The 19,508-nt window shown below is 67.9% G+C and carries 24 protein-coding genes; 12 read left to right on the plus strand and 12 right to left on the minus strand.

The window, feature by feature from the left end:
* The first annotated feature begins 79 nt into the window (after nucleotides 1-79).
* From radA to ACW174_RS15095, 9 genes are read left to right on the plus strand one after another with little or no spacing between them, the layout of a single operon-like run.
* Nucleotides 80-1,444, plus strand: a complete 1,365-nt coding sequence (radA, locus tag ACW174_RS15055) for a DNA repair protein RadA (RefSeq protein WP_492015239.1) — start codon at nucleotides 80-82, stop codon at nucleotides 1,442-1,444.
* Between the two features lie 27 nt (nucleotides 1,445-1,471).
* Nucleotides 1,472-2,068 (plus strand): CvpA family protein, encoded by a 597-nt coding sequence (locus tag ACW174_RS15060; protein WP_492015240.1) that lies wholly within the window; start codon nucleotides 1,472-1,474, stop codon nucleotides 2,066-2,068.
* A 28-nt stretch (nucleotides 2,069-2,096) separates the two neighbouring features.
* On the plus strand, nucleotides 2,097-3,611 hold the full coding sequence (gene purF / locus ACW174_RS15065; RefSeq protein ID WP_492015241.1) for an amidophosphoribosyltransferase: 1,515 nt from the start codon (nucleotides 2,097-2,099) through the stop codon (nucleotides 3,609-3,611).
* 6 nt (nucleotides 3,612-3,617) lie between these two features.
* A complete protein-coding gene (locus ACW174_RS15070; RefSeq protein WP_492015242.1) occupies nucleotides 3,618-3,962 on the plus strand; it encodes a VOC family protein in 345 nt (114 codons plus the stop codon).
* Nucleotides 3,963-4,010: 48 nt separating this feature from the next.
* The gene (locus ACW174_RS15075) at nucleotides 4,011-4,763 is read left to right on the plus strand and encodes an SDR family NAD(P)-dependent oxidoreductase (protein WP_492015243.1); all 753 of its coding nucleotides are present in this window, start codon (nucleotides 4,011-4,013) and stop codon (nucleotides 4,761-4,763) included.
* A 10-nt stretch (nucleotides 4,764-4,773) separates the two neighbouring features.
* Nucleotides 4,774-5,580: an AraC family transcriptional regulator gene (locus ACW174_RS15080; RefSeq protein ID WP_492015244.1), complete on the plus strand. Its 807-nt coding sequence runs from the start codon at nucleotides 4,774-4,776 to the stop codon at nucleotides 5,578-5,580.
* Nucleotides 5,581-5,640: 60 nt separating this feature from the next.
* Nucleotides 5,641-6,744: a serine hydrolase domain-containing protein gene (locus tag ACW174_RS15085; protein ID WP_492015245.1), complete on the plus strand. Its 1,104-nt coding sequence runs from the start codon at nucleotides 5,641-5,643 to the stop codon at nucleotides 6,742-6,744.
* Nucleotides 6,745-6,802: 58 nt separating this feature from the next.
* A complete protein-coding gene (locus ACW174_RS15090; protein WP_492017323.1) occupies nucleotides 6,803-7,057 on the plus strand; it encodes a hypothetical protein in 255 nt (84 codons plus the stop codon).
* Nucleotides 7,027-7,182, plus strand: coding sequence for a LytTR family transcriptional regulator DNA-binding domain-containing protein (locus ACW174_RS15095; RefSeq protein WP_492017301.1), 156 nt, complete (start codon nucleotides 7,027-7,029; stop codon nucleotides 7,180-7,182). The genes ACW174_RS15090 and ACW174_RS15095 overlap by 31 nt, the downstream gene beginning before the upstream one ends.
* On the opposite strand, the gene ACW174_RS15100 is transcribed toward ACW174_RS15095, so the two are convergent.
* From ACW174_RS15100 to ACW174_RS15135, 8 genes are all read right to left on the minus strand, one after another.
* Nucleotides 7,179-7,823, minus strand: a complete 645-nt coding sequence (locus ACW174_RS15100; RefSeq protein WP_492015246.1) for a hypothetical protein — start codon at nucleotides 7,821-7,823, stop codon at nucleotides 7,179-7,181. The genes ACW174_RS15095 and ACW174_RS15100 overlap by 4 nt on opposite strands.
* Before the next feature lie 16 nt (nucleotides 7,824-7,839).
* Entirely contained in the window at nucleotides 7,840-9,462 is a 1,623-nt protein-coding gene (gene der, locus ACW174_RS15105; protein WP_492015247.1) for a ribosome biogenesis GTPase Der, read from the minus strand.
* 32 nt (nucleotides 9,463-9,494) lie between these two features.
* Nucleotides 9,495-10,910: a PQQ-like beta-propeller repeat protein gene (locus tag ACW174_RS15110; protein ID WP_492015248.1), complete on the minus strand. Its 1,416-nt coding sequence runs from the start codon at nucleotides 10,908-10,910 to the stop codon at nucleotides 9,495-9,497.
* A 23-nt stretch (nucleotides 10,911-10,933) separates the two neighbouring features.
* Nucleotides 10,934-11,707 carry a tetratricopeptide repeat protein gene (locus ACW174_RS15115; RefSeq protein WP_492015249.1) on the minus strand — a complete coding sequence of 258 codons (774 nt, stop codon included), beginning with the start codon at nucleotides 11,705-11,707 and terminating at the stop codon, nucleotides 10,934-10,936.
* A gap of 93 nt (nucleotides 11,708-11,800) precedes the next feature.
* On the minus strand, nucleotides 11,801-12,637 hold the full coding sequence (panB, locus tag ACW174_RS15120) for a 3-methyl-2-oxobutanoate hydroxymethyltransferase (RefSeq protein WP_492015250.1): 837 nt from the start codon (nucleotides 12,635-12,637) through the stop codon (nucleotides 11,801-11,803).
* Between the two features lie 60 nt (nucleotides 12,638-12,697).
* Nucleotides 12,698-13,117: a hypothetical protein gene (locus tag ACW174_RS15125; protein WP_492015251.1), complete on the minus strand. Its 420-nt coding sequence runs from the start codon at nucleotides 13,115-13,117 to the stop codon at nucleotides 12,698-12,700.
* Entirely contained in the window at nucleotides 13,107-13,661 is a 555-nt protein-coding gene (locus tag ACW174_RS15130; protein WP_492015252.1) for an RNA polymerase sigma factor, read from the minus strand. The genes ACW174_RS15125 and ACW174_RS15130 overlap by 11 nt, the downstream gene beginning before the upstream one ends.
* A 25-nt stretch (nucleotides 13,662-13,686) precedes the next feature.
* Entirely contained in the window at nucleotides 13,687-14,064 is a 378-nt protein-coding gene (locus ACW174_RS15135) for a DUF6249 domain-containing protein (protein WP_492015253.1), read from the minus strand.
* 156 nt (nucleotides 14,065-14,220) lie between these two features.
* On the opposite strand from ACW174_RS15135, the gene ACW174_RS15140 reads away from it, so the two are divergent.
* Nucleotides 14,221-15,027 (plus strand): endonuclease/exonuclease/phosphatase family protein, encoded by an 807-nt coding sequence (locus ACW174_RS15140; RefSeq protein ID WP_492015254.1) that lies wholly within the window; start codon nucleotides 14,221-14,223, stop codon nucleotides 15,025-15,027.
* Here the strand turns inward: ACW174_RS15140 and ACW174_RS15145 are convergent.
* Genes ACW174_RS15145 through ACW174_RS15155 form a run of 3 tightly spaced genes read right to left on the minus strand, consistent with a single transcriptional unit; the run spans nucleotide 14,991 to nucleotide 16,275 of the window.
* Nucleotides 14,991-15,314: a hypothetical protein gene (locus ACW174_RS15145; protein WP_492015255.1), complete on the minus strand. Its 324-nt coding sequence runs from the start codon at nucleotides 15,312-15,314 to the stop codon at nucleotides 14,991-14,993. The genes ACW174_RS15140 and ACW174_RS15145 overlap by 37 nt on opposite strands.
* The gene (locus ACW174_RS15150) at nucleotides 15,304-15,843 is read right to left on the minus strand and encodes an RNA polymerase sigma factor (protein ID WP_492015256.1); all 540 of its coding nucleotides are present in this window, start codon (nucleotides 15,841-15,843) and stop codon (nucleotides 15,304-15,306) included. Before ACW174_RS15150 ends, ACW174_RS15145 begins: the two co-directional genes overlap by 11 nt.
* 27 nt (nucleotides 15,844-15,870) lie before the next feature.
* Nucleotides 15,871-16,275: a hypothetical protein gene (locus tag ACW174_RS15155; RefSeq protein WP_492015257.1), complete on the minus strand. Its 405-nt coding sequence runs from the start codon at nucleotides 16,273-16,275 to the stop codon at nucleotides 15,871-15,873.
* A 242-nt stretch (nucleotides 16,276-16,517) separates the two neighbouring features.
* On the opposite strand from ACW174_RS15155, the gene ACW174_RS15160 reads away from it, so the two are divergent.
* Together ACW174_RS15160 and bglX are read left to right on the plus strand one after the other, a co-directional pair.
* Nucleotides 16,518-16,757, plus strand: a complete 240-nt coding sequence (locus ACW174_RS15160; RefSeq protein WP_492015258.1) for a DUF2188 domain-containing protein — start codon at nucleotides 16,518-16,520, stop codon at nucleotides 16,755-16,757.
* Nucleotides 16,758-16,900: 143 nt separating this feature from the next.
* Entirely contained in the window at nucleotides 16,901-19,123 is a 2,223-nt protein-coding gene (gene bglX, locus ACW174_RS15165; protein WP_492015259.1) for a beta-glucosidase BglX, read from the plus strand.
* On the opposite strand, the gene ACW174_RS15170 is transcribed toward bglX, so the two are convergent.
* Nucleotides 19,120-19,467 (minus strand): arsenate reductase, encoded by a 348-nt coding sequence (locus ACW174_RS15170; RefSeq protein ID WP_492015260.1) that lies wholly within the window; start codon nucleotides 19,465-19,467, stop codon nucleotides 19,120-19,122. The genes bglX and ACW174_RS15170 overlap by 4 nt on opposite strands.
* Nucleotides 19,468-19,508 lie beyond the last annotated feature (41 nt).

Consider the following 19,508-nt stretch of genomic DNA (forward strand, 5'->3'; position numbering starts at 1 on the left):
AAACCCCATGCGTCATTTCCGGACGCATGCCCTCCGGCGCCCCCTGCCCCGCTTCGCCGGACTGCTGTAAGCCCGACCTATGGCAAGAGACGGCGCAATCTATGTTTGTCAGTCCTGCGGGGCGGTGCACGGGAAATGGTCCGGGCAATGCAGCGCATGCGGACAGTGGAACTCGATCGTGGAGGAAAGCCGCGCGGCCCCTCCGGGTGCGATGAAGCCCGCTGCCAGCAGCCGGACCCGCGGTCTGACCTTCGAGACCCTGCAATCCGAGAATCCGGAACCGCCCCGCATCATCACCGGCGTGGCCGAGTTCGACCGGGTCTGCGGCGGCGGCGTGGTGCCGGGCTCGGCCATCCTGCTGAGCGGCGATCCGGGCGTCGGCAAGTCGACGCTGCTGCTGGACGTGGCCGGTAAGGCGGCGCTGGCCGGCAAGCGCGTGGCCTATATCTCGGGCGAGGAGGCGGTCGAGCAGATCCGCTCGCGCGCCCGCCGCATGGGGCTGGAGAAGGCGCCCGTCGAACTGGCCTCGGCCACGGCCCTGCGCGAAATCCTGGGCACGCTGAAGCGCGAGAAGTTCGACATCGTCATCGTCGATTCCATCCAGACCCTCTGGTCAGACGCCCACGAGGCCGGGCCGGGGTCGGTCACCCAGGTCCGTGCCTGCGCCAGCGAGATGGTGCGACTGGCCAAGTCGGGCGGACCGGCCGTCATTCTGGTCGGCCACGTCACCAAGGACGGACAGGTCGCCGGCCCTCGCGTGGTCGAGCATATGGTCGACGCCGTCCTGAGCTTCGAGGGCGAGCGGGGCTATCCGTTCCGCATCCTGCGCGCGGGCAAGAACCGCTTCGGCGCGACCGACGAGATCGGCGTGTTTGAAATGGGCGACGCCGGTCTCCGGGAAGTGTCCAACCCGTCGGCCCTGTTCCTCGGCGAAGGCAAGGACCGCGCGCCCGGGGTGGCGGTCTTCGCAGGCATCGAGGGCTCGCGCCCGGTGCTGGTGGAAATGCAGGCGCTGGTGTCCAAATCCGCCTATGGCACCCCGCGTCGGGCCGTCGTCGGCTGGGACACGGGCCGCCTGGCCATGGTGCTGGCGGTGCTGGAGGCGCGCTGTGGGATCAGCTTCGGCGATCAGGATGTCTATCTCAATGTCGCGGGCGGCCTGCGCATCAATGAACCTGCGGCCGATCTGGCGGCCGCGGCGGCGCTGATCAGTTCGGCCATGGACATGCCCCTGCCGCAGGGCTGCGTGGTGTTCGGGGAAATCAGCCTGTCGGGCGAGCTGCGCGCCGTGGGCCGGGCGGAGGCGCGGTTGCGTGAGGCCCAGAAGCTGGGCTTCGACCAGGCCCTGTCGCCGGTGCTGACCGTCAAGGACAAGGGCGTGAAGGTCACCGCCATCAGCCGACTCAGCGAAGCGGTCGAACGAATCTCGCAAAACCGCTATTGAGGCTGAACGTCCGGGTTTCGAGCGCGCATGAACGGTTTTGACGTCGTCGCCATTCTGGTCCTGATCGCCTCGGCCGCCGCCGGCTGGGTGCGCGGCGGCACGCGTGAAATCATCACCCTGCTCAGCTTCGTGCTGGCCGCCTTCATCGCCCTGGTGGCGCTGCCGCTGACGGCGCCGATCGGACGGGCCATCGTGGATGTCGACTGGATCGGCACCATCTTCGCCGCCATTCTGTCCTTCCTGATCATCTATTTCGGCATCCGCATCTTCGGTTCGATCCTGTCGAAGCGGGCGCAGGCGCATCCGCAGCTGGGCGGGATCGACCGGATCGTCGGCGTCGGGGTCGGCGCCGCGCGGGGATTGGTGCTGCTGGGCGCGATCCATCTGGTCATCGTGGCGGCGCTGCCGGGCGAGAAAACCCCGCGCTGGCTCAGCGAGGCGGCCCTGCGCCCCGTGACGGCGGGCGCCGCCCGGGTCATCCAATTTGTCCTGCCGGGCATTGGCCGGGGCGCCGATCTGCTGGCGCCGGTCGTGTCTTCGTCCGTGAGCAAAGGGTTTTCCGATGACGAAGCCTTGCCCTCGCCCCAAACAAACAATACTTCGCCCGCGTCCGCCCCACGTTAGCGTTCCCCTGCTTCATCGGAGTCCCACGATGAGCCGCCTCGACCATTCCATCGCCGCCCCCGTCGTTCACCGGGAGCATCACCGAGACGCCGACGATGATCGTCCGCGTCTGGAATGCGGGGTCTGCGGCGTCTGGGGCGCGGACCAGGACGAAGCCTCCTCCGTCGTCGCCCTGGGCCTGCACGCCCTGCAGCACCGCGGCCAGGAAGCTTGCGGCATCGCCAGCGTCAAGGACGCCCGCTTCCATACCGAGCGCCACATGGGCCTGGTCGGCGACGCCTTCGGCGGGGCCAACCTGGCCGAACGCATGCCGGGGTCGGCGGCTGTGGGCCACACCCGCTATTCCACCGCCGGCGGGTCGTTCCTGCGCAACATCCAGCCGATGTTCGCCGATCTGGACCAGGGCGGCATCGCCATCGCCCACAACGGCAATCTGACCAATTTCAAATACCTGCACACCCAACTGGTCTCGGAAGGCGCGATCTTCCAGTCGACGTCGGATTCCGAGGTCATCCTTCACCTGATCGCCCGCAGCCGGAAAGCCAAGATCGTCGACCGCTTCATCGACGCCCTGGGCCGTATCGAGGGCGGTTATGCCCTGGTCTGCCAGACCCGCTCGAAGATGATCGGCGCCCGTGACCCCCTGGGCATCCGCCCGCTGGTTCTGGGCCGTCTGGGCGACGCCTGGGTGCTGGCGTCCGAAACCTGCGCCCTGGACACCATCGGCGCGACTTTCGAGCGTGATGTGGAGCATGGCGAGGTGATCGTCATCGACCACGAGGGCCTGCGCTCCATCAAGCCCTTCCCGGTCAAGGCCGCCCGCCCCTGCCTGTTCGAATACGTCTACTTCGCCCGCCCCGACAGCGTCGTGAACGGCAAGTCGGTCTATGAGGTCCGCAAGCGCATGGGCCGGGGTCTGGCGCGCGAGCACGCGGTCGAGGCCGATGTGGTCGTGCCGGTGCCCGACTCCGGCGTCCCCGCGGCGCTGGGCTATGCGCAGGAAAGCGGCATCCCCTATGAGATGGGGATCATCCGCAGCCACTATCTGGGCCGCACCTTCATCCAGCCCAGCCAGGGGGCCCGCCAGAAGGGCGTTCGCATGAAGCACAGCCCCAACAGGTCTGTGCTGGCCGGCAAACGGGTGGTGCTGATCGACGACTCGATCGTGCGCGGCACCACGTCGGTGAAGCTGGTTCGCGCCGTGCGCGCGGCGGGCGCGACCGAGGTTCACCTGCGCTCGGCCTCGCCGCCGATCCTGTATCCGGACTTCTACGGCATCGACATGCCGGAGCGCGACCAGCTGATCGCCGCCAACAAGACGCTGGAGGAAATGCGCGCCTATCTCGAGGTCGACTCGCTGGGCTTCCTGTCGGTCGACGGCCTTTACGGCGCCATGGAAGCCGGCCCGCGCGACCAGCGGCATCCGCAGTTCACGGACCACTATTTCACCGGCGAGTATCCCACCCGCCTGCTGGACCGGGAAATCGAGGAAGGCGGTCGCGAGGACAATACGCGGCAACTTTCCCTGCTGGTGAGCGCTTAGGGACCGATGGTCCAGCTCGGCTATTTCACGCTCGACACCCTCGACATCGGGAAGGCGAAGGCCTTCTACGGCGCCCTGTTCGGCTGGCGGTTCGACGACGCCGCCTCCGGTCCGACCTATGCCCACGTAAGCGACAGCAATCCGGCCTTCGGGTTCACCAAGGTCGAACGGGCGCGCGACTTCGCCCACCTGTATTTCCGCGTCGATGACGTGGACGCCCTGTGCAAGCGGGTGGTCGAGCTGGGCGGCAAGGCGGCGATCCCCTCCGACAGCGCCTCGGGCCGTTCGGTTGTGGTGTCGGACGACCAGGGCGTCAGCTTCAGCCTGTGGACGCCCGCCGCCGGTTATTGAGCGCGGCTTTCGCTTCCGGTCTGCCTGAGGCCGCGCTATGAGCGCGCCATGACTGATCTTCCCCTGAAAGACCGCATCGCCCTCGTCGTCGGGGCCTCGCGCGGCATCGGCTATGAGAGCGCGTTGGCGCTGGCCAAGGCGGGCGCGCATGTGATCGCCACCGCCCGGACACAGGGGGGTCTGGAAGATCTGGACGACGCCATCTTCGCCGCCACCGGCCAGCATGCGACCCTGATCCCGTTCGATCTGGTGGACGGCGGCGCGATCGACCGCATGGGCGGCGCCCTCTACGAGCGGTTCGGCAAGCTGGACATCTGGGTGCAGGCCGCCGCCACCATGGGCGCCGAGGGCCTGACGCCGGTGTCGAACGCCGACCCGCGCGGCTTCGCCAAGGTCGAGAAAACCAACTTCACCGCCGTCTATCGGCTGATCCGCTCGCTGGAGCCTCTGCTGAAGGCGTCGGACGCCGCCCGGGTGATCCACCTGACCACCAGCGTCGCCGCCGCGCCGCGCGCCTTCTGGGGCGCCTATGCCGCGACCAAGGCGGGCGCCGAGGCCCTGATGAAATGCTGGGCCGACGAGATCGAGTCGATGCCGATCCGCGTGACCGTGCTGGACCCGGGCCGGATGCGCACCGCCATGCGCGCCCAGGCCTATCCGGGCGAAGACCCGGAGCAGAACGTCCATCCGTCGGCCATCGGCCCGCTGATCGTCGAACTGGCCCGTCCCGATCTGGAGCCGCCGCTGACCGTCAGCTTCAAGGACTGGAACGCCGGACCGCAGGCGGACGCGCTGGTCTGATCGCCGCCCCATGAGCCGTCTCCCGCACGGACAGTTTCTGGGCGATCTGAACCGGTCGGTCACGACCGGCGGCTTCCGCATTGATCTGCGTGTCGCCAGCCTGCCGCCCGAGGCGGTCAGCGAGCACTCGCACGAAAACGCGCACTTCATCCTGCCGCTGGCGGACGGCTACCGCAGCCTGGCGCGCGATCCGCTGGCCCGGAGTCGGACCGTCTTCAGCGCGGGAAGCGCGATCTACAACCCGCCCGGCGTCGTGCACCGCGATTGCTACGACGTGGCGGGCGGTCTGTTTCTGTCGGTGAGCGCGCCGGACGACCTTCCGACGGTTCTGGCCCATCCGCTCTTGCTTCGCGGCGTTGCCGAGATGGCGATGCGGCGGCTGGTCGGCCTCAGCACGCGCGGAGCGGCGGGCGATGCGCTTGCCGTCGAGCAAGCGGCCCTGACCCTTGCGGACGCCGTCGTCAGTCTGCTGGAAACCTCCCCCCATGCTCCGGACTGGCTGCTGCGCGCGGTCGAGATGGTCGAGGATCTGGCCAATGAGCCGGGGTTGGAAATCCGCGCCATCGCCGAAGCGGTCGGTGTGCACCCGGTTCATCTGGCCCGCAGCTGGCGGCGACACCTCCGACAGTCTCCCGCGGCGGCCATTCGGCATCGGCGCGCCGACCACGCGACCCGGTGCCTGCTGGACGGGATTGATCTGGCCGAGGCGGCCGCCATGTCGGGCTATGCCGACCAAAGCCACATGACCCGGGAGTACGGCCGCATCTTCGGCGTCACGCCCGGTGTATTTCGCACGGCGGTCACTGGGCGGGTTTGATCTGTTCAAGACGAGCCGCGCGGTTCGTGAGAAGCGGGATCTCCAATCAAGGAGCCCTTCGTGCGCGCTATCGTCCTCGCCTTCACCACCCTCACACTGATCGTCACGCCCGCCAGGGCGCAGACTGATGGTTGGCGGGTCGCCGCTCCCGAGACCCAGGGCGCATCCGCCGCCGGTCTCACCGCCATGGATGCGGCGGTCCGGAACGGCGACTACCAGCAGATCACCAGTGTGCTGATCAGCCGAAACGGCCGGCTGATCCATGAGGCCTATTTCGATGACGGCGGAGCCGAGGCCCGGCGTAACACGCGGTCCGCCACCAAAACCGTGACGGCGATGCTGGCGGGCGCGGCCGTGGCGCGTGGAGACCTCACGGCCGAAACGCCGGTCCAGCCCCTTCTGGCCGCGTGGGGCCCATTCGAAAATCCGGATCCGCGCAAGGATCAGATCACGGTCGAGGACCTTCTGACCATGAGTTCCCTGCTGGAGTGCGACGACGACAACCAGTTCTCGCGCGGCAATGAAGAGCGGATGTATCTGATCGAGAACTGGGTGAAATTCGCCTTCGATCTGCCGGTCCGGGGCTTCCCGGCCTGGATGCCCAAACCGGAAAACGCGCCCTACGGCCGGTCGTTCAGCTATTGCACGGCAGGCACCACGGCGCTCGGTGCGGCGATCCAGTCCGCCACGCATCAGCCTCTGGAAGCCTTCGCGCGCGACGCCCTGTTCGCCCCTCTGCAGATTGAGGGTGAGGAATGGCAGTTCTCGCCCATGGGACTGGCGCAAGGCGGCGGCGGGCTTGGTCTGCGCAGCCGGGATCTGCTGAAGCTGGGCCAACTGCTTCTGGACGGCGGTCGCTGGAACGGGACGCAGGTCCTTCCGCAGGCCTGGGTGACGGCCATGACCTCGCCGCACGCCAGTGTCGACCCCGAGCGCGGTGACTACGGCTACCTGACCTGGCTGCCGACCTACACGGTCGCCGGCCGCCCGCTGAAGGCGTTCGCCATGGCCGGGACAGGCGGCAACAAGGTGGTGGTCGTGCCCGAACTGAATGCCGTCGTCGTGGTCACCACCACCAACTACAACGTCCGCAATCCGCACGGTCTGGCCGACGCCCTGATCTCCAGCCATGCCTTGGCGGCCCTCGGCCGGACTGAGCCCTGAGGGCTGCGGCTCGTCCCACGGCGATTGAAGTCACGGCGGCGGAGGGATGGATGGACGCATGTCCTTCTATCCCCTCCTCCTCGCCGTCCACATCGTCGCCGGGCTCGACGCGGTCCTGATCGGAATCGCGCCGGTTCTGACTCGCAAGGGCTCGCGACTGCACCGCCTGACCGGGCGCGCCTTCGCCGTGCTGCTCGCCGCCGCCTGGGCGATGACGGCGATCCGGAGGCGCTGGAGACGCGGCTGGCGGACAAGGGCTTCGCCCGCAGCCACCGCTCGACGCTGGTCAATCGGGCGCGAGTGCGCGAACTGAGGCCGCTGTCCGATGGGGCGTGGCGGCTGACGCTGGACAGCGGCGCGGAACTGGTGGTCAGCCGGTCGTATCGGGATGGTGTTCTGGGGCGGCTCAAGAACACGGCGGGTCGGTCAGTCTGCTAGAACCTGTCCCAGCCGGCCAAGCCAAGAAGATACCGGCCAAGCGCGCGCTCGTCCTCTTTCGGTGACTGAACGCTCCGGTATCGATAGCCCGCCTGAGGATCCGCTCCCTCCAGAACCAAACGGCCTTCATCAATGCCGCGGCGGCACCCGGAAGGCGGTGACGAGAAGAGGCGCGCTTGGTCCACAGCGATCCGCAGTCCGGTCGCCTCCGCCGGCGTGAGGACGCGGACCATTTTCCGGGGTTGCACTGGATCGCCCGTCGGACCGAAGCCCGCTCCGCTCGGCCCCTTCTTGGCCGTAAGCTGCTGTTGCCCGTTTTGCAGTGTATCGACGCGCACCACGACCGGATGGCGAAACGCACCCAGCCATGTCAGGCGAACTGAACGGGGGGTCGAGGCCGGCCGGCGATAGATGGACGGTTCTCCCACGTCGGCAAGCTCGGCCGAGAGCCACCGGTCAACCCCCTCTTCGAGGACGACTTGCTGTTCGAAAACACCAGGCGCGACCTCGCAGGCCGACACCGCATGGTTCAGATCCTGCGGAAAGTAGTCCGTCCGCCGATTGCTGGACCATGCCGCGAGCATCGCGAACGTGAGGACGAGAAGGACCAGAACGATCGCTCCACCCCGCGCCATCGCCATCTTCCCTGCCCGCCCTCTACTTCTTCGGCGCGTGCTTCTGGCCGGTGCGGATGCGGCCCGAGCGGGACACCTGACGCGCCCCGCCGCGCGCGCCCTTCTGGACGGCGATGGAGGAGCCGGCCTTCTTCGACGAACTGGCCTTCACGCCGGAGACGACCTTGGGCTGGTGCTTGCGGGTCTTCTTCTGCTCCAGCGCCTTGCCGGGCAGGTTGGACAGCATTTCGGCCTTCTCGGCCTTCTTGATGACCTTGCGCGGGGCGGTCTTGGCGTCGCCCTTGTAGCGTTCGGGGCCCGATTTGGAGCCGCCTTCGGCATAGGGGTTGTCGCCGCTGGACTTGACGATCAGCCGGATCGGCGTGCCCGGCAGGTCGAAGCTCTCGCGGATCGAATTGACCAGATAGCGTTTGTACTGCTCCGGCATCGACTCGGCGCGGCTGGCCATCAGCACGAAGGTCGGCGGACGGGCCTTGGTCTGCGCGATGTATTTCGGCTTGATCCGCTTGCCGTCGACAGCGGGGGGCGGATGCCTCTGCGTCGCCATGGACAGCCAGGTGTTCAGGTCCTTGGTCTTCACCTTGACCGACCAGGTGTCATGGGCCTTCAGCACGGCCGGCATCAGGCGTTCGACGCCCCGGCCCGAGTGGGATGACAACACCACGAACGGCGTGCCCTTCAGCTGGGGCAGCTTGTCTTCAGCCAGGTGTTTGAGCGCGGCCATGCGCGACTGGGGCTCCTCCTCGAGGTCCCATTTCGACGCGACATAGATCAGCGCGCGGCCTTCCCGCTCGACCAGATCGGCCAGTTGCAGGTCCTGGATGTCGAAGGCGTGGTCCTTGTCCATCATCAGAATGACCACCTCGGCGAAGGTGATCGCCCGGATGGTGTCGGCGACCGACAGTTTCTCCAGCTTCTCCTGCACCCGCGCCTTGCGACGCATCCCGGCGGTGTCGACGAAGCGGATGGGCCGACCTTCGTACTCCCAGTCGACCGAGATGGAGTCGCGGGTGATGCCGGCTTCGGGGCCGACCAGAAGGCGATCCTCGCCGAGCAGATAGTTGACCAGGGTCGACTTGCCCGCATTGGGGCGACCGATGACGGCGATGCGGATCGGTTTGTCGGCCTCCTCGACCTCTTCGATGAAGATGTCGGCCGAGGCGGCGAGGATGGCCTGATACAGGTCCGCCATGCCCTCGCCGTGCTCGGCGGAGATGGCGACCGGCTCACCGAAGCCGAGGGCGTGCGCCTCGCCCACGCCGCCGCCGCTTTCGCGGCTCTCGGCCTTGTTGGCCAGCAGGATGATGGGCTTGTGAACCTTGCGCAGGCGATCGGCGAAGATGCGGTCCAGCGATGTCACGCCCTCGCGTGCGTCCATCATGAACAGGATCAGCTCGGCGTCCTCGATGGCGGCTTCGGTCTGCTCGCGCATCCGGGCCTCGAGGCTGTCGTCGGTGACATCCTCGTAGCCGGCGGTGTCGATCAGCGTCAGGTCCATGTCGCCGAGATTGCCGTCAGCGTAGCGACGGTCACGGGTCACGCCGGGGCGGTCATCGACCAGCGCGAGGCGCTTGCCGACGAGGCGGTTGAATAGTGTCGACTTGCCCACATTGGGGCGGCCGACGATGGCGACTTTGAGAGCCATGTCGGCCTTCTAACGCAGTTCGGGGATTTCCGTCAGCGAATGCTGACGAGATCGCCCCGATCGGTGAGTACATAGACCGAGCCGTTGTAGGCGGCCGGAGCGATAAAGGAGGCGCCGCCGAGCTTGATCGTCGAGGTCACGGCGCCCGTCTTCGGGTCGAGCGCGACGAGTTCGCCCTCGGAGTTGGTCAGCAGCAGACGGTTCGAGGCCAGCAGCGGACCCGACCATTGCGGGGTCACGGTGCGATCCCAGAAGCCCAGGAAGCCGCCCTCCTGGCGGACCCGGCCCTCGTTGAGGTTGCGGGTCCAGTAGACCTGGCCGGAGTCGCGGCTAACGGCGGTCAGGTCACCCGATTTGGACACGACATAGACCACGTCGCCGACCGGCAGCGGCGCATTGACGCCCGCGATCGGCAGGGTCCATTTCGGCTGGCCCGAACGGATGTCCATGGCCTGCAGGACGCCGGAGTGGCTGACGGCGTAGACGATGCCGCGGCTGATGACCGGACGACCCGCGATGTCGCGGATCTCGGACAGGGCGCTCGTGCGGCTGGTGCGCGACAGGACCTGGGTCCACATCGCCTGGCCAGTGGCGGCGCGGAGCGCGGTCACTTCACCCGACGAGAACGGCGCGATCACCGTGTCCCCGGTCACGGCCGGGCTGGACGCGCGCATGATGCGGGCCGGCTCGGGGATGCCGCGATAGGACCATTCCTGCTGGCCCGTGGTGATGTTCAGGGCGACGATCTGGTTTTCGACATCGACCACGAAGAGGCGGCCGTTCGAGACCGTCGGCGCGCCATGGATCGGCACATCGACCTTGGTGGTCCACAGCACGGTGCCCGAGGTCTGATCGATGGCGGAGACGGTGCGATAGCCCGAGGCCACGAACACCTTGCCGCCGCCGACGGCCACGCCGCCGCCGAAGCCGCCGCCGCCCGACGAACCCCCGATGCCGAGGAAGCCGCCGCGACCTTCGCTCTCTTCCGGCTTGACGTTGACCTTCCAGGCGACCGAGCCGGTGCCGGCGTCCACGGCGGTGACGGTCGATTCCCCGTCCAGCACGAAGACGCGGCCGTTGTCCGCCACGACGGGCGCCATCACCTGACGGGTCCGGCCCGATCCGGCGCCGATGCCCCGACGCCAAGCGACCGTGAAGTCCGCCGCGCCGATGACATGCTCGACCGCGTTGTCGGCGTTGCCGCCGGGCTGGGTCCAGGCGGTGGCCGCCTGCGGGCCCGGCAGGAAGAAGTCACGGCCCGACAGGGCGGCCGACGGAGCCAGCTGCTGTTCGAACTCCAGCACTGAAATGCGCTGGCCTTCGGTCGCGGTGGCGGCGGGGGCGTCCTTGCCGCCAAGGCCGAACGGCAGGGCGCGACGCACCGTGCCACAGGAGGCGACGGTCATGGCGAGACCGCACAGCAGGGCGACTTTAAGCACACGGTTCATGGCGAACGTCCTGGAAGCGGAAATCACGGGCGCGCCGCAGCGGCAGGCTGCGGCGTAGCGGCGGGCTGGGAAGCGGCAGGCGCGGCGGGAGCCGCGGCGGCGGCGACCTGGGCTGCGGCCATTTGACGGACAATGGCCTGCAGATTGGCCGCGCTGCCGGACTCGATGGCGCCCAGGGCGGCTTCGGCGCGGTTGCTGATCAGCTCGGGCGTGTCCAGACCGTTCTTCAGAACGATCAGGATGTCCTTGGCCTCATTGGCCTTGCCATGCTGCAGCAGGGCCATGGCCTCGGCCTCCTGGGCGAAGGCGGCATAGGGGCGCTTGTCGCCGGTCAGCTTGGCGGCGCGCGCCTGAACCTGTTCGAGGGTCTCGATATCCATCGCCAGCCACAAGGCCTTGAAGGCGGCCAGATCGGCGAGTTCGGGATCACGGGTCGCCTTGGCGGCCTCGTCCATCAGGGCGAGCGCTTCCGGCAGACGGTTGTCGTCGGCGGCGATGCCGGCCCGAAGCTGCAGGGCCAGAGCCTTGTAGGCGCCGTTGCCCTCCTTCGCCGCCTGGGCGAAAGCGGCGTCCGCGCCGACCGCGTTGTTGGCCTGCAGCGATTCGAAACCGCGCTCGATGGCCACGGAGGCCTTGTCGGCCTTCGACGTCTGCCAGCTCTGATACCCCCACCACGACAGGGCGGCGATCAGGGCGATCAGAAGAATGGCGCCGACGACAGGCAGCCAGGTGCGGGCGAGACGCTTGTAGCGTTCGGAGCGAAGCTCCTCCTCGACCTGCTCGAAGACATCAGACACGGAACAGTCGCCCCCAGAACACGGCGCTCAGAGCCGTTGAAATTCAATCCGGCCGGACCCTAGAGGGTCCGGTTCGCCCCCGCAACGCAGGCTTTACTGCGCGACCGGCTTTTTCGAGAAGTAGGTCTCGACTTCGGCAGGAAAACGGCGGGTTCGGACATCCTCGGCATAGGCGGCGACGGCCCGGTCGATCTCACCCCGCAGATCCGCGTAGCGACGGACGAATTTGGGCGTCCAGTCGAACAGGCCGAGCATGTCGGGAACCACCAGAATCTGGCCGTCACAGGCTGCGGAGGCGCCGATGCCGACGGTGGGCTTGTCGATGGCTTCGGTGATCTCGCGGGCCAGCCCCTCGGCCACGCCTTCGATGACCACGGCGAAGGCTCCGGCGTCCGCGGTCGCCTCGGCCTCTGCGATAACGCGAAGGCGTTCTTCCTCGGTGCGTCCCTTGGCCTTGAACGCGCCGTCCGTCAGCACGGCCTGGGGGCGCAGGCCGACGTGGCCCATCACCGGAATACCCCGCTGCACCAGATAGGCGATGGTCTCCGCGACGGTCGGGCCGCTTTCCAGCTTAACGCCCTGGGCGCCCGTTTCCTTCATGACCCGGGCGCAATTGTCGTAGGCGACTTCCTTGGCGCCTTCGTAGCTGCCGAACGGCATGTCGATGACCACCATCGCCCGCTTCGACCCGCGCATGACGGCCTGACCGTGCAGGATCATCATCTCCAGCGTCACGCCGACGGTGTTCGGCATCCCGTGCACCACCATCCCGACACTGTCGCCGACCAGCAGCAGGTCGCAGTGGGCGTCGAGGATTTCAGCCGTCGGGGCGTCGTAGGCGGTCAGGCAGACCAGCGGCTCTCCCCCCTTGCGCGCCCGAATGTCCGGGGCGGCGAGACGGCGAACAGTTTCCTGCTTCTGGCTGGACATGGTGGAGAGGCTCCAGTTCGGGGAACGGCCTAGATAGGCGTCCGGAGCCTCTCCGTCACGTCACACTTCCTGCGACAGGCGCACCATGGCCGCCGCGGCGACCGCGATCAGGGCCCCGGCGGCGACCCAGAACATCTGCATGCCGTTAAACGCGCCCATATCGACACCGCCCATGCCCAGATGATCCAGGCCCGACTGCAGCGCCGACTGGGCGCTGAACGACGCCGCCTCGATCCCCTGCCCGACCGAGCCGGTCGTGAGGGAGCCGCTGCCGGCGCCGAGATCGAAATTGACCGTGATCATTTCGCGCGCGGCCACCACGCCGCCAACCAGACCCGCCACACCGAGGAAGATATAGCGAACGCGCGAGCCCTGCTGCAGCCGATGCTCGACCTGGGCGGTGAACAGCGACGCATCAGGCAGGGTGGGCGCACGAGCGAACAGACGCTCGATCGCCGGATCGAACTCATCAGCCGACATGCTGTGTTCTCCCCATGGTTTGCGCGGGTTGCAACCGCGCGCGGAGTTTATCCAGACCACGTTTGACATGAGACTTCACCGTACCGAGTGGCAAATTCAGGGCCGTCGCGATCTCCGGATGGGCCATCCCGGCGCCGTGGCACAGGGACACGCAAAGCCGCTCCGGCTCGCTCAGGGTTTTCAGGGCTTCGTCGAGATCCATCAGTCCGCCCGGGTCGGGCGCAGCGACGGTTTCCTCGTTTTCAACCTCGGCCACATAGCGGGCCTCCTTGGCCACCCGCTTGATATAGAGCCGCGCCGCGATCCGCTTGACCCACGCCGCGAAGGTGCCCTCACCGCGAAACTCGGCGCAGCGTTCGAACGCCTGGATGAAGGCGTCCTGGGCGATGTCGTCCGCCAGCGAGGGCTGCGCCCCCATCCGGCGCAGCAGGCCGCGCACCGCGGAGCCGTGCCGACGAACCAGTTCGCCGAACTCCCGACGCCCGCCCGCCGCCGCTTCGGCGGCGAGCTCGACATCGTGCCGATCGACCAAGGCCTGGGCCATTTCGCTTCCCCTGTCCCGACCGACCTCAGTCCTTGTTCTTGTTGATGAAGCTCAGGAAGATGAAGGCCAGCCCCAGCGTCGCGGGAATGAAGCCGAAGGCGGCGAAACCGTAGATGTCCGAATCAACCTGTTGGCCGAGGAAGAAGAAAACCAGCGAGATGCCGATCCCCAGCGCCAGCATGATGACGCCGCTGCGGATGTCGCGGCTGCGCGACGGCAGGCGGCGGGTGATGTCCTTGCTGAGCGCCTCGATCATGTCGGCCGGCAAAGGCTGACCCTGATCAATGGCATGGCGGACCGTTTCCTGGATGGACCGGCGCTCGCGCGACTTCAGATAGAAGGGTCCGACGACCACGGCCACGATGGACGCGAAGATGATGAAAACGACGGCGACGGGTGTCATCAGTAGTTGCCCTTTGATCCTGTGAACCGGAGCGTGACGTTCCGGCCTTCTGACGACAAGAGGCGGCCGCGGGAGCGTATGGATGCGAACCGTCGCGTGAAACTTTCGTAAGGCGGCGCGGAGGGTTTACACAGGCCGCCAATGAGGAGGATCGCCATGCTGGATCGTCGCGCCGTGATCGCGGGCCTTGCCGTCGCACCGGTCGCCGGCTGCGCCACCCTGCCGCCCGGCGGCAGACGGGCGCTGAAGCTGGCGACCTTCAACATCTGGCACAATCAGGGGGACTGGGCCGCGCGGCAGCCGCTGCTGATCGAAGCGCTTCGCGCCGCCGACGCCGATGTCATAGGGCTGCAGGAGGTGCTGGAAGACGCCGCCGTCGGCCTGCCCAATCAGGCGGCGACGCTGGCCGAGGCGCTGGGCGGTTATCAGATGCAGTTCGTCTCGACCGATCCGGAAGGCGCGCCCCGCCGCTACGGCAACGCCATCCTCAGCCGCCTGCCGGTCGTGGCGCAGGAGTCCACAAGGCTGGAGCCGCTGGATGACTATCGCACCGCCCTGCGCGTGCGGGTGGATGTGGGCGGGCGGCCTGTCGATGTCGTGAACACCCATCTGGCCTGGCAGGAAGACGCCCAGGCCGTGCGGGCGCGCCAGATCGGCGACCTGCTGGACTGGCTTCCACGAGACGGGACCCCGCTGGTCGTCATGGGCGATTTCAATGCGGTGCAGGAGGACGCGGGCCTGAACGTCCTGACCGGTCCGCGCTTCTTCAGCGCCCTGCCCCGCAACGCCGTTCCGACGACGCTGAACCCGGCGAAGGGCCATCCGAGCCGGGTCATCGACCACATCTTCGTCGAAGGGGCGCGTTTCACACCGGGTCCGTCGACCCTGCTGGGCGATCGCCCGACGAACGGAGAATATCCGTCAGATCACTTCGGTCTGGCGACGACCGTCACCCTGCGCTGAAGCGCACCGGTCAGCCAGAGGCCGACCCCCGCCGCCGCGGCCGTCGCCGCGAACACCAGCGCCACCGGCTGGATCAACGCGACCAGTCCGCCGGCGGCCCGAATCAGTACGGCCTGAAGCGCCCACAGGACGATGCCCGACACCACCAGCCACGGCAGCAAGGCCGCGACCGTCAGCCAGGCGCGACGCCGCGCGATCCGTTCGGCCACCGCGACCTCGAACACATAGTCGCGCCGGGGCGGGGCCTCGGCGGCGAACAGGGCGGCGAGTTTCTGTTCAGGCGTCATCGGATCCTCCGAGCGCGTTCAGCAGCCGCGCCCGTCCACGGGCAACATGAGACTTCACCGTGCCCAGAGGCAAGCCGAGCGCCTGCGAGGCCTCGCCATGCGACCAGCCGTCGCCGAGGCACAGGGCGACGCAGGCGCGCACGTCGGCCGGCAGTTCGGCCATGGCGGACTGAAGCGCCAGCCTGTCCTCCGTCGGTATTCCGGCGGGTGTCTCGATCACCTCCAGCCAGCCCGCGTCCCGCGCCGCGCCGCGCCGCGAGCCCCTGATCCGGTCCTGCGCCTTGCGCCAGGCGATGCCGCACAGCCAGGGGCGCACGCCATCCGGGTCCTTGAGCGACCGCAGCGCGGTCCAGCCGGCCACGAAGGCGTCCTGGGCCACATCGTCCGCCTCGGCCCATCCGCTGCCGAGGAACCGGCGCAGGAAGGCCCGCACCGCCGCCTGATGCCGCTCGACCAGACGCGAGAAGGCCGCATCCGAACCGGCGAGCGCGCGGCGCACCAGTTCGGCGTCGGTCAGATCGCCCGTCACGGTTCACAATCCCCCCGCCCCGCGCCCTCAACGGTTCCGGCGGCAGGTCAGGGCGCTGATCAGGGCCCAGATGGCGACCGCGCCCATGGTGAAGGAAACCACCAGGAAGGCCCCGGAACCGCCATCCATATTGGTCAGTTCGCCGGCGCCGAGGAAGCCGAGGCTGAGCGCGGTGAACAGGCCGAACAGGGACCAGTAGTTGGTCGGACGATGCCGACCGGGCGACTGGCCGTCCCAGCCGTCGTCGTCCAGCGGGCGTTGCAGGACCTTCAGCAGGGCTTCCGGCGGCTCCTGCCCCTTCTCGGCATAGGTCCGGAGCAGGTTCAGGGCATCGCGTTGCCGGCGGTAGCCCAGATAGCTGTTGTAGGCGCCCATGATCCCGAACCCGATCGGAAAGATCAGCCACCAGAACTGCGTGAACAGTTGTTCCATCACCTGTATCCCCGGTCGGCGAGGGCGATCCCTCGCGCTTTCATGGTGTAGTCGGCGCCGCCTCGGCCGGCGGATGCAGGCGCTCAAAAATTACTTCAGCCGGCCATCGAGGCTCGACATGAAGGCCCGCACGGTCAAGGTAGGCCATCCGTGCGCATCGGCGCACGAATCCGCAACCGCGTCGCGACCGCCGCGTTGGCAGTCCGACCCCGACATCCCTCCCCTTTTTCCGGAGCCCCCCAATGGTCCAGATCACTTATCGCATCGTCGAACACGACGGAGGCTGGGCCTACAAGCTGGGTGACACCTATTCGGAAACCTTCCCCAACCACGACGCCGCCCGCGCCGCCGCCGTCGCCGCCTCGCGCGAGCAGAAGGTGTCGGATCAGGACGCATACATCGAATACGAGGACACCAACGGCCAGTGGATCACCGAGCGCGCCGACGGTCATGACCGGCCCGACACCAGCGTCGAGGGCTGATTGCCGCAACCGGTTTTGATCGTTTCGGACTAGGCGAGACGATCCATGGCCGCTAGTCGTGCCCAGACTAGAGTGGAACCGGTTACATGCATCAATTACGCAGCTCAGCCCCTTCCCGTCGAAGACTGCTGGCAGGAGGCGCCATGATGGCCGGAATGATGATGGCTCCCCGTATCGCGGCCGCCCAGGCCCAGGCCAACCTGTCGCGCGTCGACGCCCTGATCGCTCGTATGACGATCGAGGAGAAGGCCGGTCAGCTGAATCTGATGAACGACCCGTTCCGGTGGCGTCCCGAGGGCATCAACCCCGGCGACGCCCTGGACACGGACCAGAGCCAGACGGCCGCCGACATCAAGGCGGGGCGCATCGGCGCCCTGTTCAACGGCGTCGGCGCGGCGTCCACCCGCTATGTCCAGGACATGGCGGTCAAGGAAAGCCGGCTGGGCATTCCCCTGCTGTTCGCCGCCGACATCGTTCACGGCCTGCGCACCACCTTCCCGGTTCCGCTGGGCGAGGCCGCCAGCTGGGATCTGGACCTGGCCGAGCGCACCGCGCGTGCGGCGGCGGTCGAGGGCGGCGCGGCGGGGGTGCACCAGACCTACGCCCCCATGGTCGACGTGGCCCGGGACCAGCGCTGGGGCCGCGTGGTCGAGGGTTCGGGCGAAGACGTCCTGCTCAACAACCTGTTCGCCATCGCGCGCACCAAGGGCTTCCAGGGCGATGATCTGACCCACTGGTCCTCGCTGGTCGCCACGCCCAAGCATTTCGCGGCCTACGGCGCCGCCGAGGCGGGCATGGATTACAACTCCACCGACATGAGCGAGCTCGCGCTGCGCTCCATCTACCTGCCGCCGTTCAAGGCCGCGCTGGATGCGGGCGCCCTGTCGGTGATGAGCGCCTTCAACGACCTGAACGGCGTTCCGACCAGCGGCAACAAATGGCTGCTGACCGACGTGCTGCACGGCGAGTGGGGCTTCGCCGGCTTCGTGGTGTCGGACTACACCTCCGAACAGGAACTGGTCGCCCACGGCTATGCCGCCGACGGACGCGACGCGGCGCGTCTGGCCCTGCTGGCGGGCGTCGACATGTCGATGAAGAGCGGGCTCTACATCAAGCACATTCCCGAACTGGTTCAGTCGGGTGATGTGCCGATCGCGCGTGTCGACCAGGCCGTGCGCCGGGTGCTGATGACCAAGGCCGCCCTTGGCCTGTTCGACGATCCCTATCGCGGGTCCGACGTGCGCACCGAGCGCCGCGTCACCGGCAGCCGCGAGCATCTGGCCCTCGCCCGCGAGGCCGGCCGCAAGTCGATCGTGATGCTGAAGAACGACGGCGACCTTCTGCCCCTGCCCAAGACCGGCAAGCGGATCGCCCTGATCGGCCCGTTCGGCGCCGACAAGAGCGACGTGTTCGGCCCCTGGTCGGTGTTCAAGGACACGGCGCTGGCGGTGTCGCTGGAAGAGGGGCTGCGCGCGGCGCTGGGCGAGGACGCCCACCTGACCGTGGTCAAGGGTTCGGATGTCGAGGCTCCGCTGGCGGGCGGTATCGAAGCCGCCGTCCTGGCCGCCGCAGACGCCGACGTGGTTCTGCTGGCCATCGGCGAGTCGAGCGAGATGTCGGCGGAATCAAAGTCCCGCACCGAGATCACCATCCCTGCCCCGCAACTGGCGCTGGCCGAGGCCGTCGCCGCCACCGGCAAGCCGGTCGTGGTGCTGCTGCGCAACGGGCGCGGCATGGAACTGGCCGACAGCGTCAACGGCGCGGACGCCATCCTCGTCACCTGGTTCCTGGGCTCGGAGAGCGGCAATGCGATCGCCGACGTGCTGTTCGGCGACCATGCCCCGACCGGCCGTCTGCCGGTCAGCTTCCCCTACCGCTCGGGCCAGTCGCCCTTCTACTACGCGCACAAGTCGACGGGCCGGCCGTCGCGCCCCACGGACAGGGAGTTCACCTCCAAATTCCGCGGCGTGCCGCACGCGGCCCTCTATCCGTTCGGCCACGGCCTGACCTATGCGCCGGTGGCCTATTCGCCGGTGACGGTGTCGACGCCGACGATCACGCGCGATGGGGAGATCACCGTCTCGGTCACCCTGACCAACGGCGGCGCGCGCGACGCGTCGGAAGTGGTGCAGCTCTACATCCGCGACCGGGCCGCCTCGATCACCCAGCCGGTGCGCCTGATGAAGGCCTACCGGCGCGTGACCGTGCCGGCGGGCCAAACCCTGGAGGTCTCGATGTCGTTGAAGTATGGCGACCTGCTGTTCCTCGGCGCGGACCTTCATCCGACGGTCGAGCCGGGCCTGTTCGATGTCTGGCTGGCCCCCGACGCCCAGTCGGGCGAACCGGCGCAGTTCACCCTCGTCTAGACGAACAGGGCCGCATAGATCTCGGGCTTGAAGCCCACGGTCGTGCGGCCGTTCACGTCGAGCACCGGTCGTTTGATCATCGACGGATTGGCCACCATCAGGCCAATGGCCTTGTCCGCCGTCAGGTCGGCCTTGTCCTCGGGGGACAGGGCCTTGAACGTCGTGCCCGCGCGGTTCAGCACCACCTCCCAGCCGTGCGCCGCAACCCAGCCCGCCAGGGTCTCGCGATCAATCCCGACCTTCTTGTAGTCGTGGAAAACATAGGCCTGTCCGTGCTGGTCAAGCCAGACGCGGGCCTTCTTGACGGTGTCGCAGTTGGGAATGCCGTAGAGGGTGTGGGTCATGGTCGGGGCCTGATCTGGACATGAAGACGGGACGTCGCCGC

It is taken from the genome of Brevundimonas sp. AVps31 (assembly GCF_058681355.1).

Excerpts from the sequence above, each read along its gene's own strand:
- radA (WP_492015239.1), top strand. The coding sequence starts at position 80 with ATGGCAAGAGACGGCGCAATCTATGTTTGTCAGTCCTGCGGGGCGGTG.
- ACW174_RS15060 (WP_492015240.1), top strand. The coding sequence starts at position 1,472 with ATGAACGGTTTTGACGTCGTCGCCATTCTGGTCCTGATCGCCTCGGCC.
- purF (WP_492015241.1), top strand. The coding sequence starts at position 2,097 with ATGAGCCGCCTCGACCATTCCATCGCCGCCCCCGTCGTTCACCGGGAG.
- ACW174_RS15070 (WP_492015242.1), top strand. The coding sequence starts at position 3,618 with ATGGTCCAGCTCGGCTATTTCACGCTCGACACCCTCGACATCGGGAAG.
- ACW174_RS15075 (WP_492015243.1), top strand. The coding sequence starts at position 4,011 with ATGACTGATCTTCCCCTGAAAGACCGCATCGCCCTCGTCGTCGGGGCC.
- ACW174_RS15080 (WP_492015244.1), top strand. The coding sequence starts at position 4,774 with ATGAGCCGTCTCCCGCACGGACAGTTTCTGGGCGATCTGAACCGGTCG.
- ACW174_RS15090 (WP_492017323.1), top strand. The coding sequence starts at position 6,803 with ATGTCCTTCTATCCCCTCCTCCTCGCCGTCCACATCGTCGCCGGGCTC.
- ACW174_RS15100 (WP_492015246.1), bottom strand. The coding sequence starts at position 7,823 with ATGGCGATGGCGCGGGGTGGAGCGATCGTTCTGGTCCTTCTCGTCCTC.
- der (WP_492015247.1), bottom strand. The coding sequence starts at position 9,462 with ATGGCTCTCAAAGTCGCCATCGTCGGCCGCCCCAATGTGGGCAAGTCG.
- ACW174_RS15110 (WP_492015248.1), bottom strand. The coding sequence starts at position 10,910 with ATGAACCGTGTGCTTAAAGTCGCCCTGCTGTGCGGTCTCGCCATGACC.
- panB (WP_492015250.1), bottom strand. The coding sequence starts at position 12,637 with ATGTCCAGCCAGAAGCAGGAAACTGTTCGCCGTCTCGCCGCCCCGGAC.
- ACW174_RS15125 (WP_492015251.1), bottom strand. The coding sequence starts at position 13,117 with ATGTCGGCTGATGAGTTCGATCCGGCGATCGAGCGTCTGTTCGCTCGT.
- ACW174_RS15130 (WP_492015252.1), bottom strand. The coding sequence starts at position 13,661 with ATGGCCCAGGCCTTGGTCGATCGGCACGATGTCGAGCTCGCCGCCGAA.
- ACW174_RS15135 (WP_492015253.1), bottom strand. The coding sequence starts at position 14,064 with ATGACACCCGTCGCCGTCGTTTTCATCATCTTCGCGTCCATCGTGGCC.
- ACW174_RS15140 (WP_492015254.1), top strand. The coding sequence starts at position 14,221 with ATGCTGGATCGTCGCGCCGTGATCGCGGGCCTTGCCGTCGCACCGGTC.
- ACW174_RS15145 (WP_492015255.1), bottom strand. The coding sequence starts at position 15,314 with ATGACGCCTGAACAGAAACTCGCCGCCCTGTTCGCCGCCGAGGCCCCG.
- ACW174_RS15155 (WP_492015257.1), bottom strand. The coding sequence starts at position 16,275 with ATGGAACAACTGTTCACGCAGTTCTGGTGGCTGATCTTTCCGATCGGG.
- ACW174_RS15160 (WP_492015258.1), top strand. The coding sequence starts at position 16,518 with ATGGTCCAGATCACTTATCGCATCGTCGAACACGACGGAGGCTGGGCC.
- bglX (WP_492015259.1), top strand. The coding sequence starts at position 16,901 with ATGATGGCCGGAATGATGATGGCTCCCCGTATCGCGGCCGCCCAGGCC.
- ACW174_RS15170 (WP_492015260.1), bottom strand. The coding sequence starts at position 19,467 with ATGACCCACACCCTCTACGGCATTCCCAACTGCGACACCGTCAAGAAG.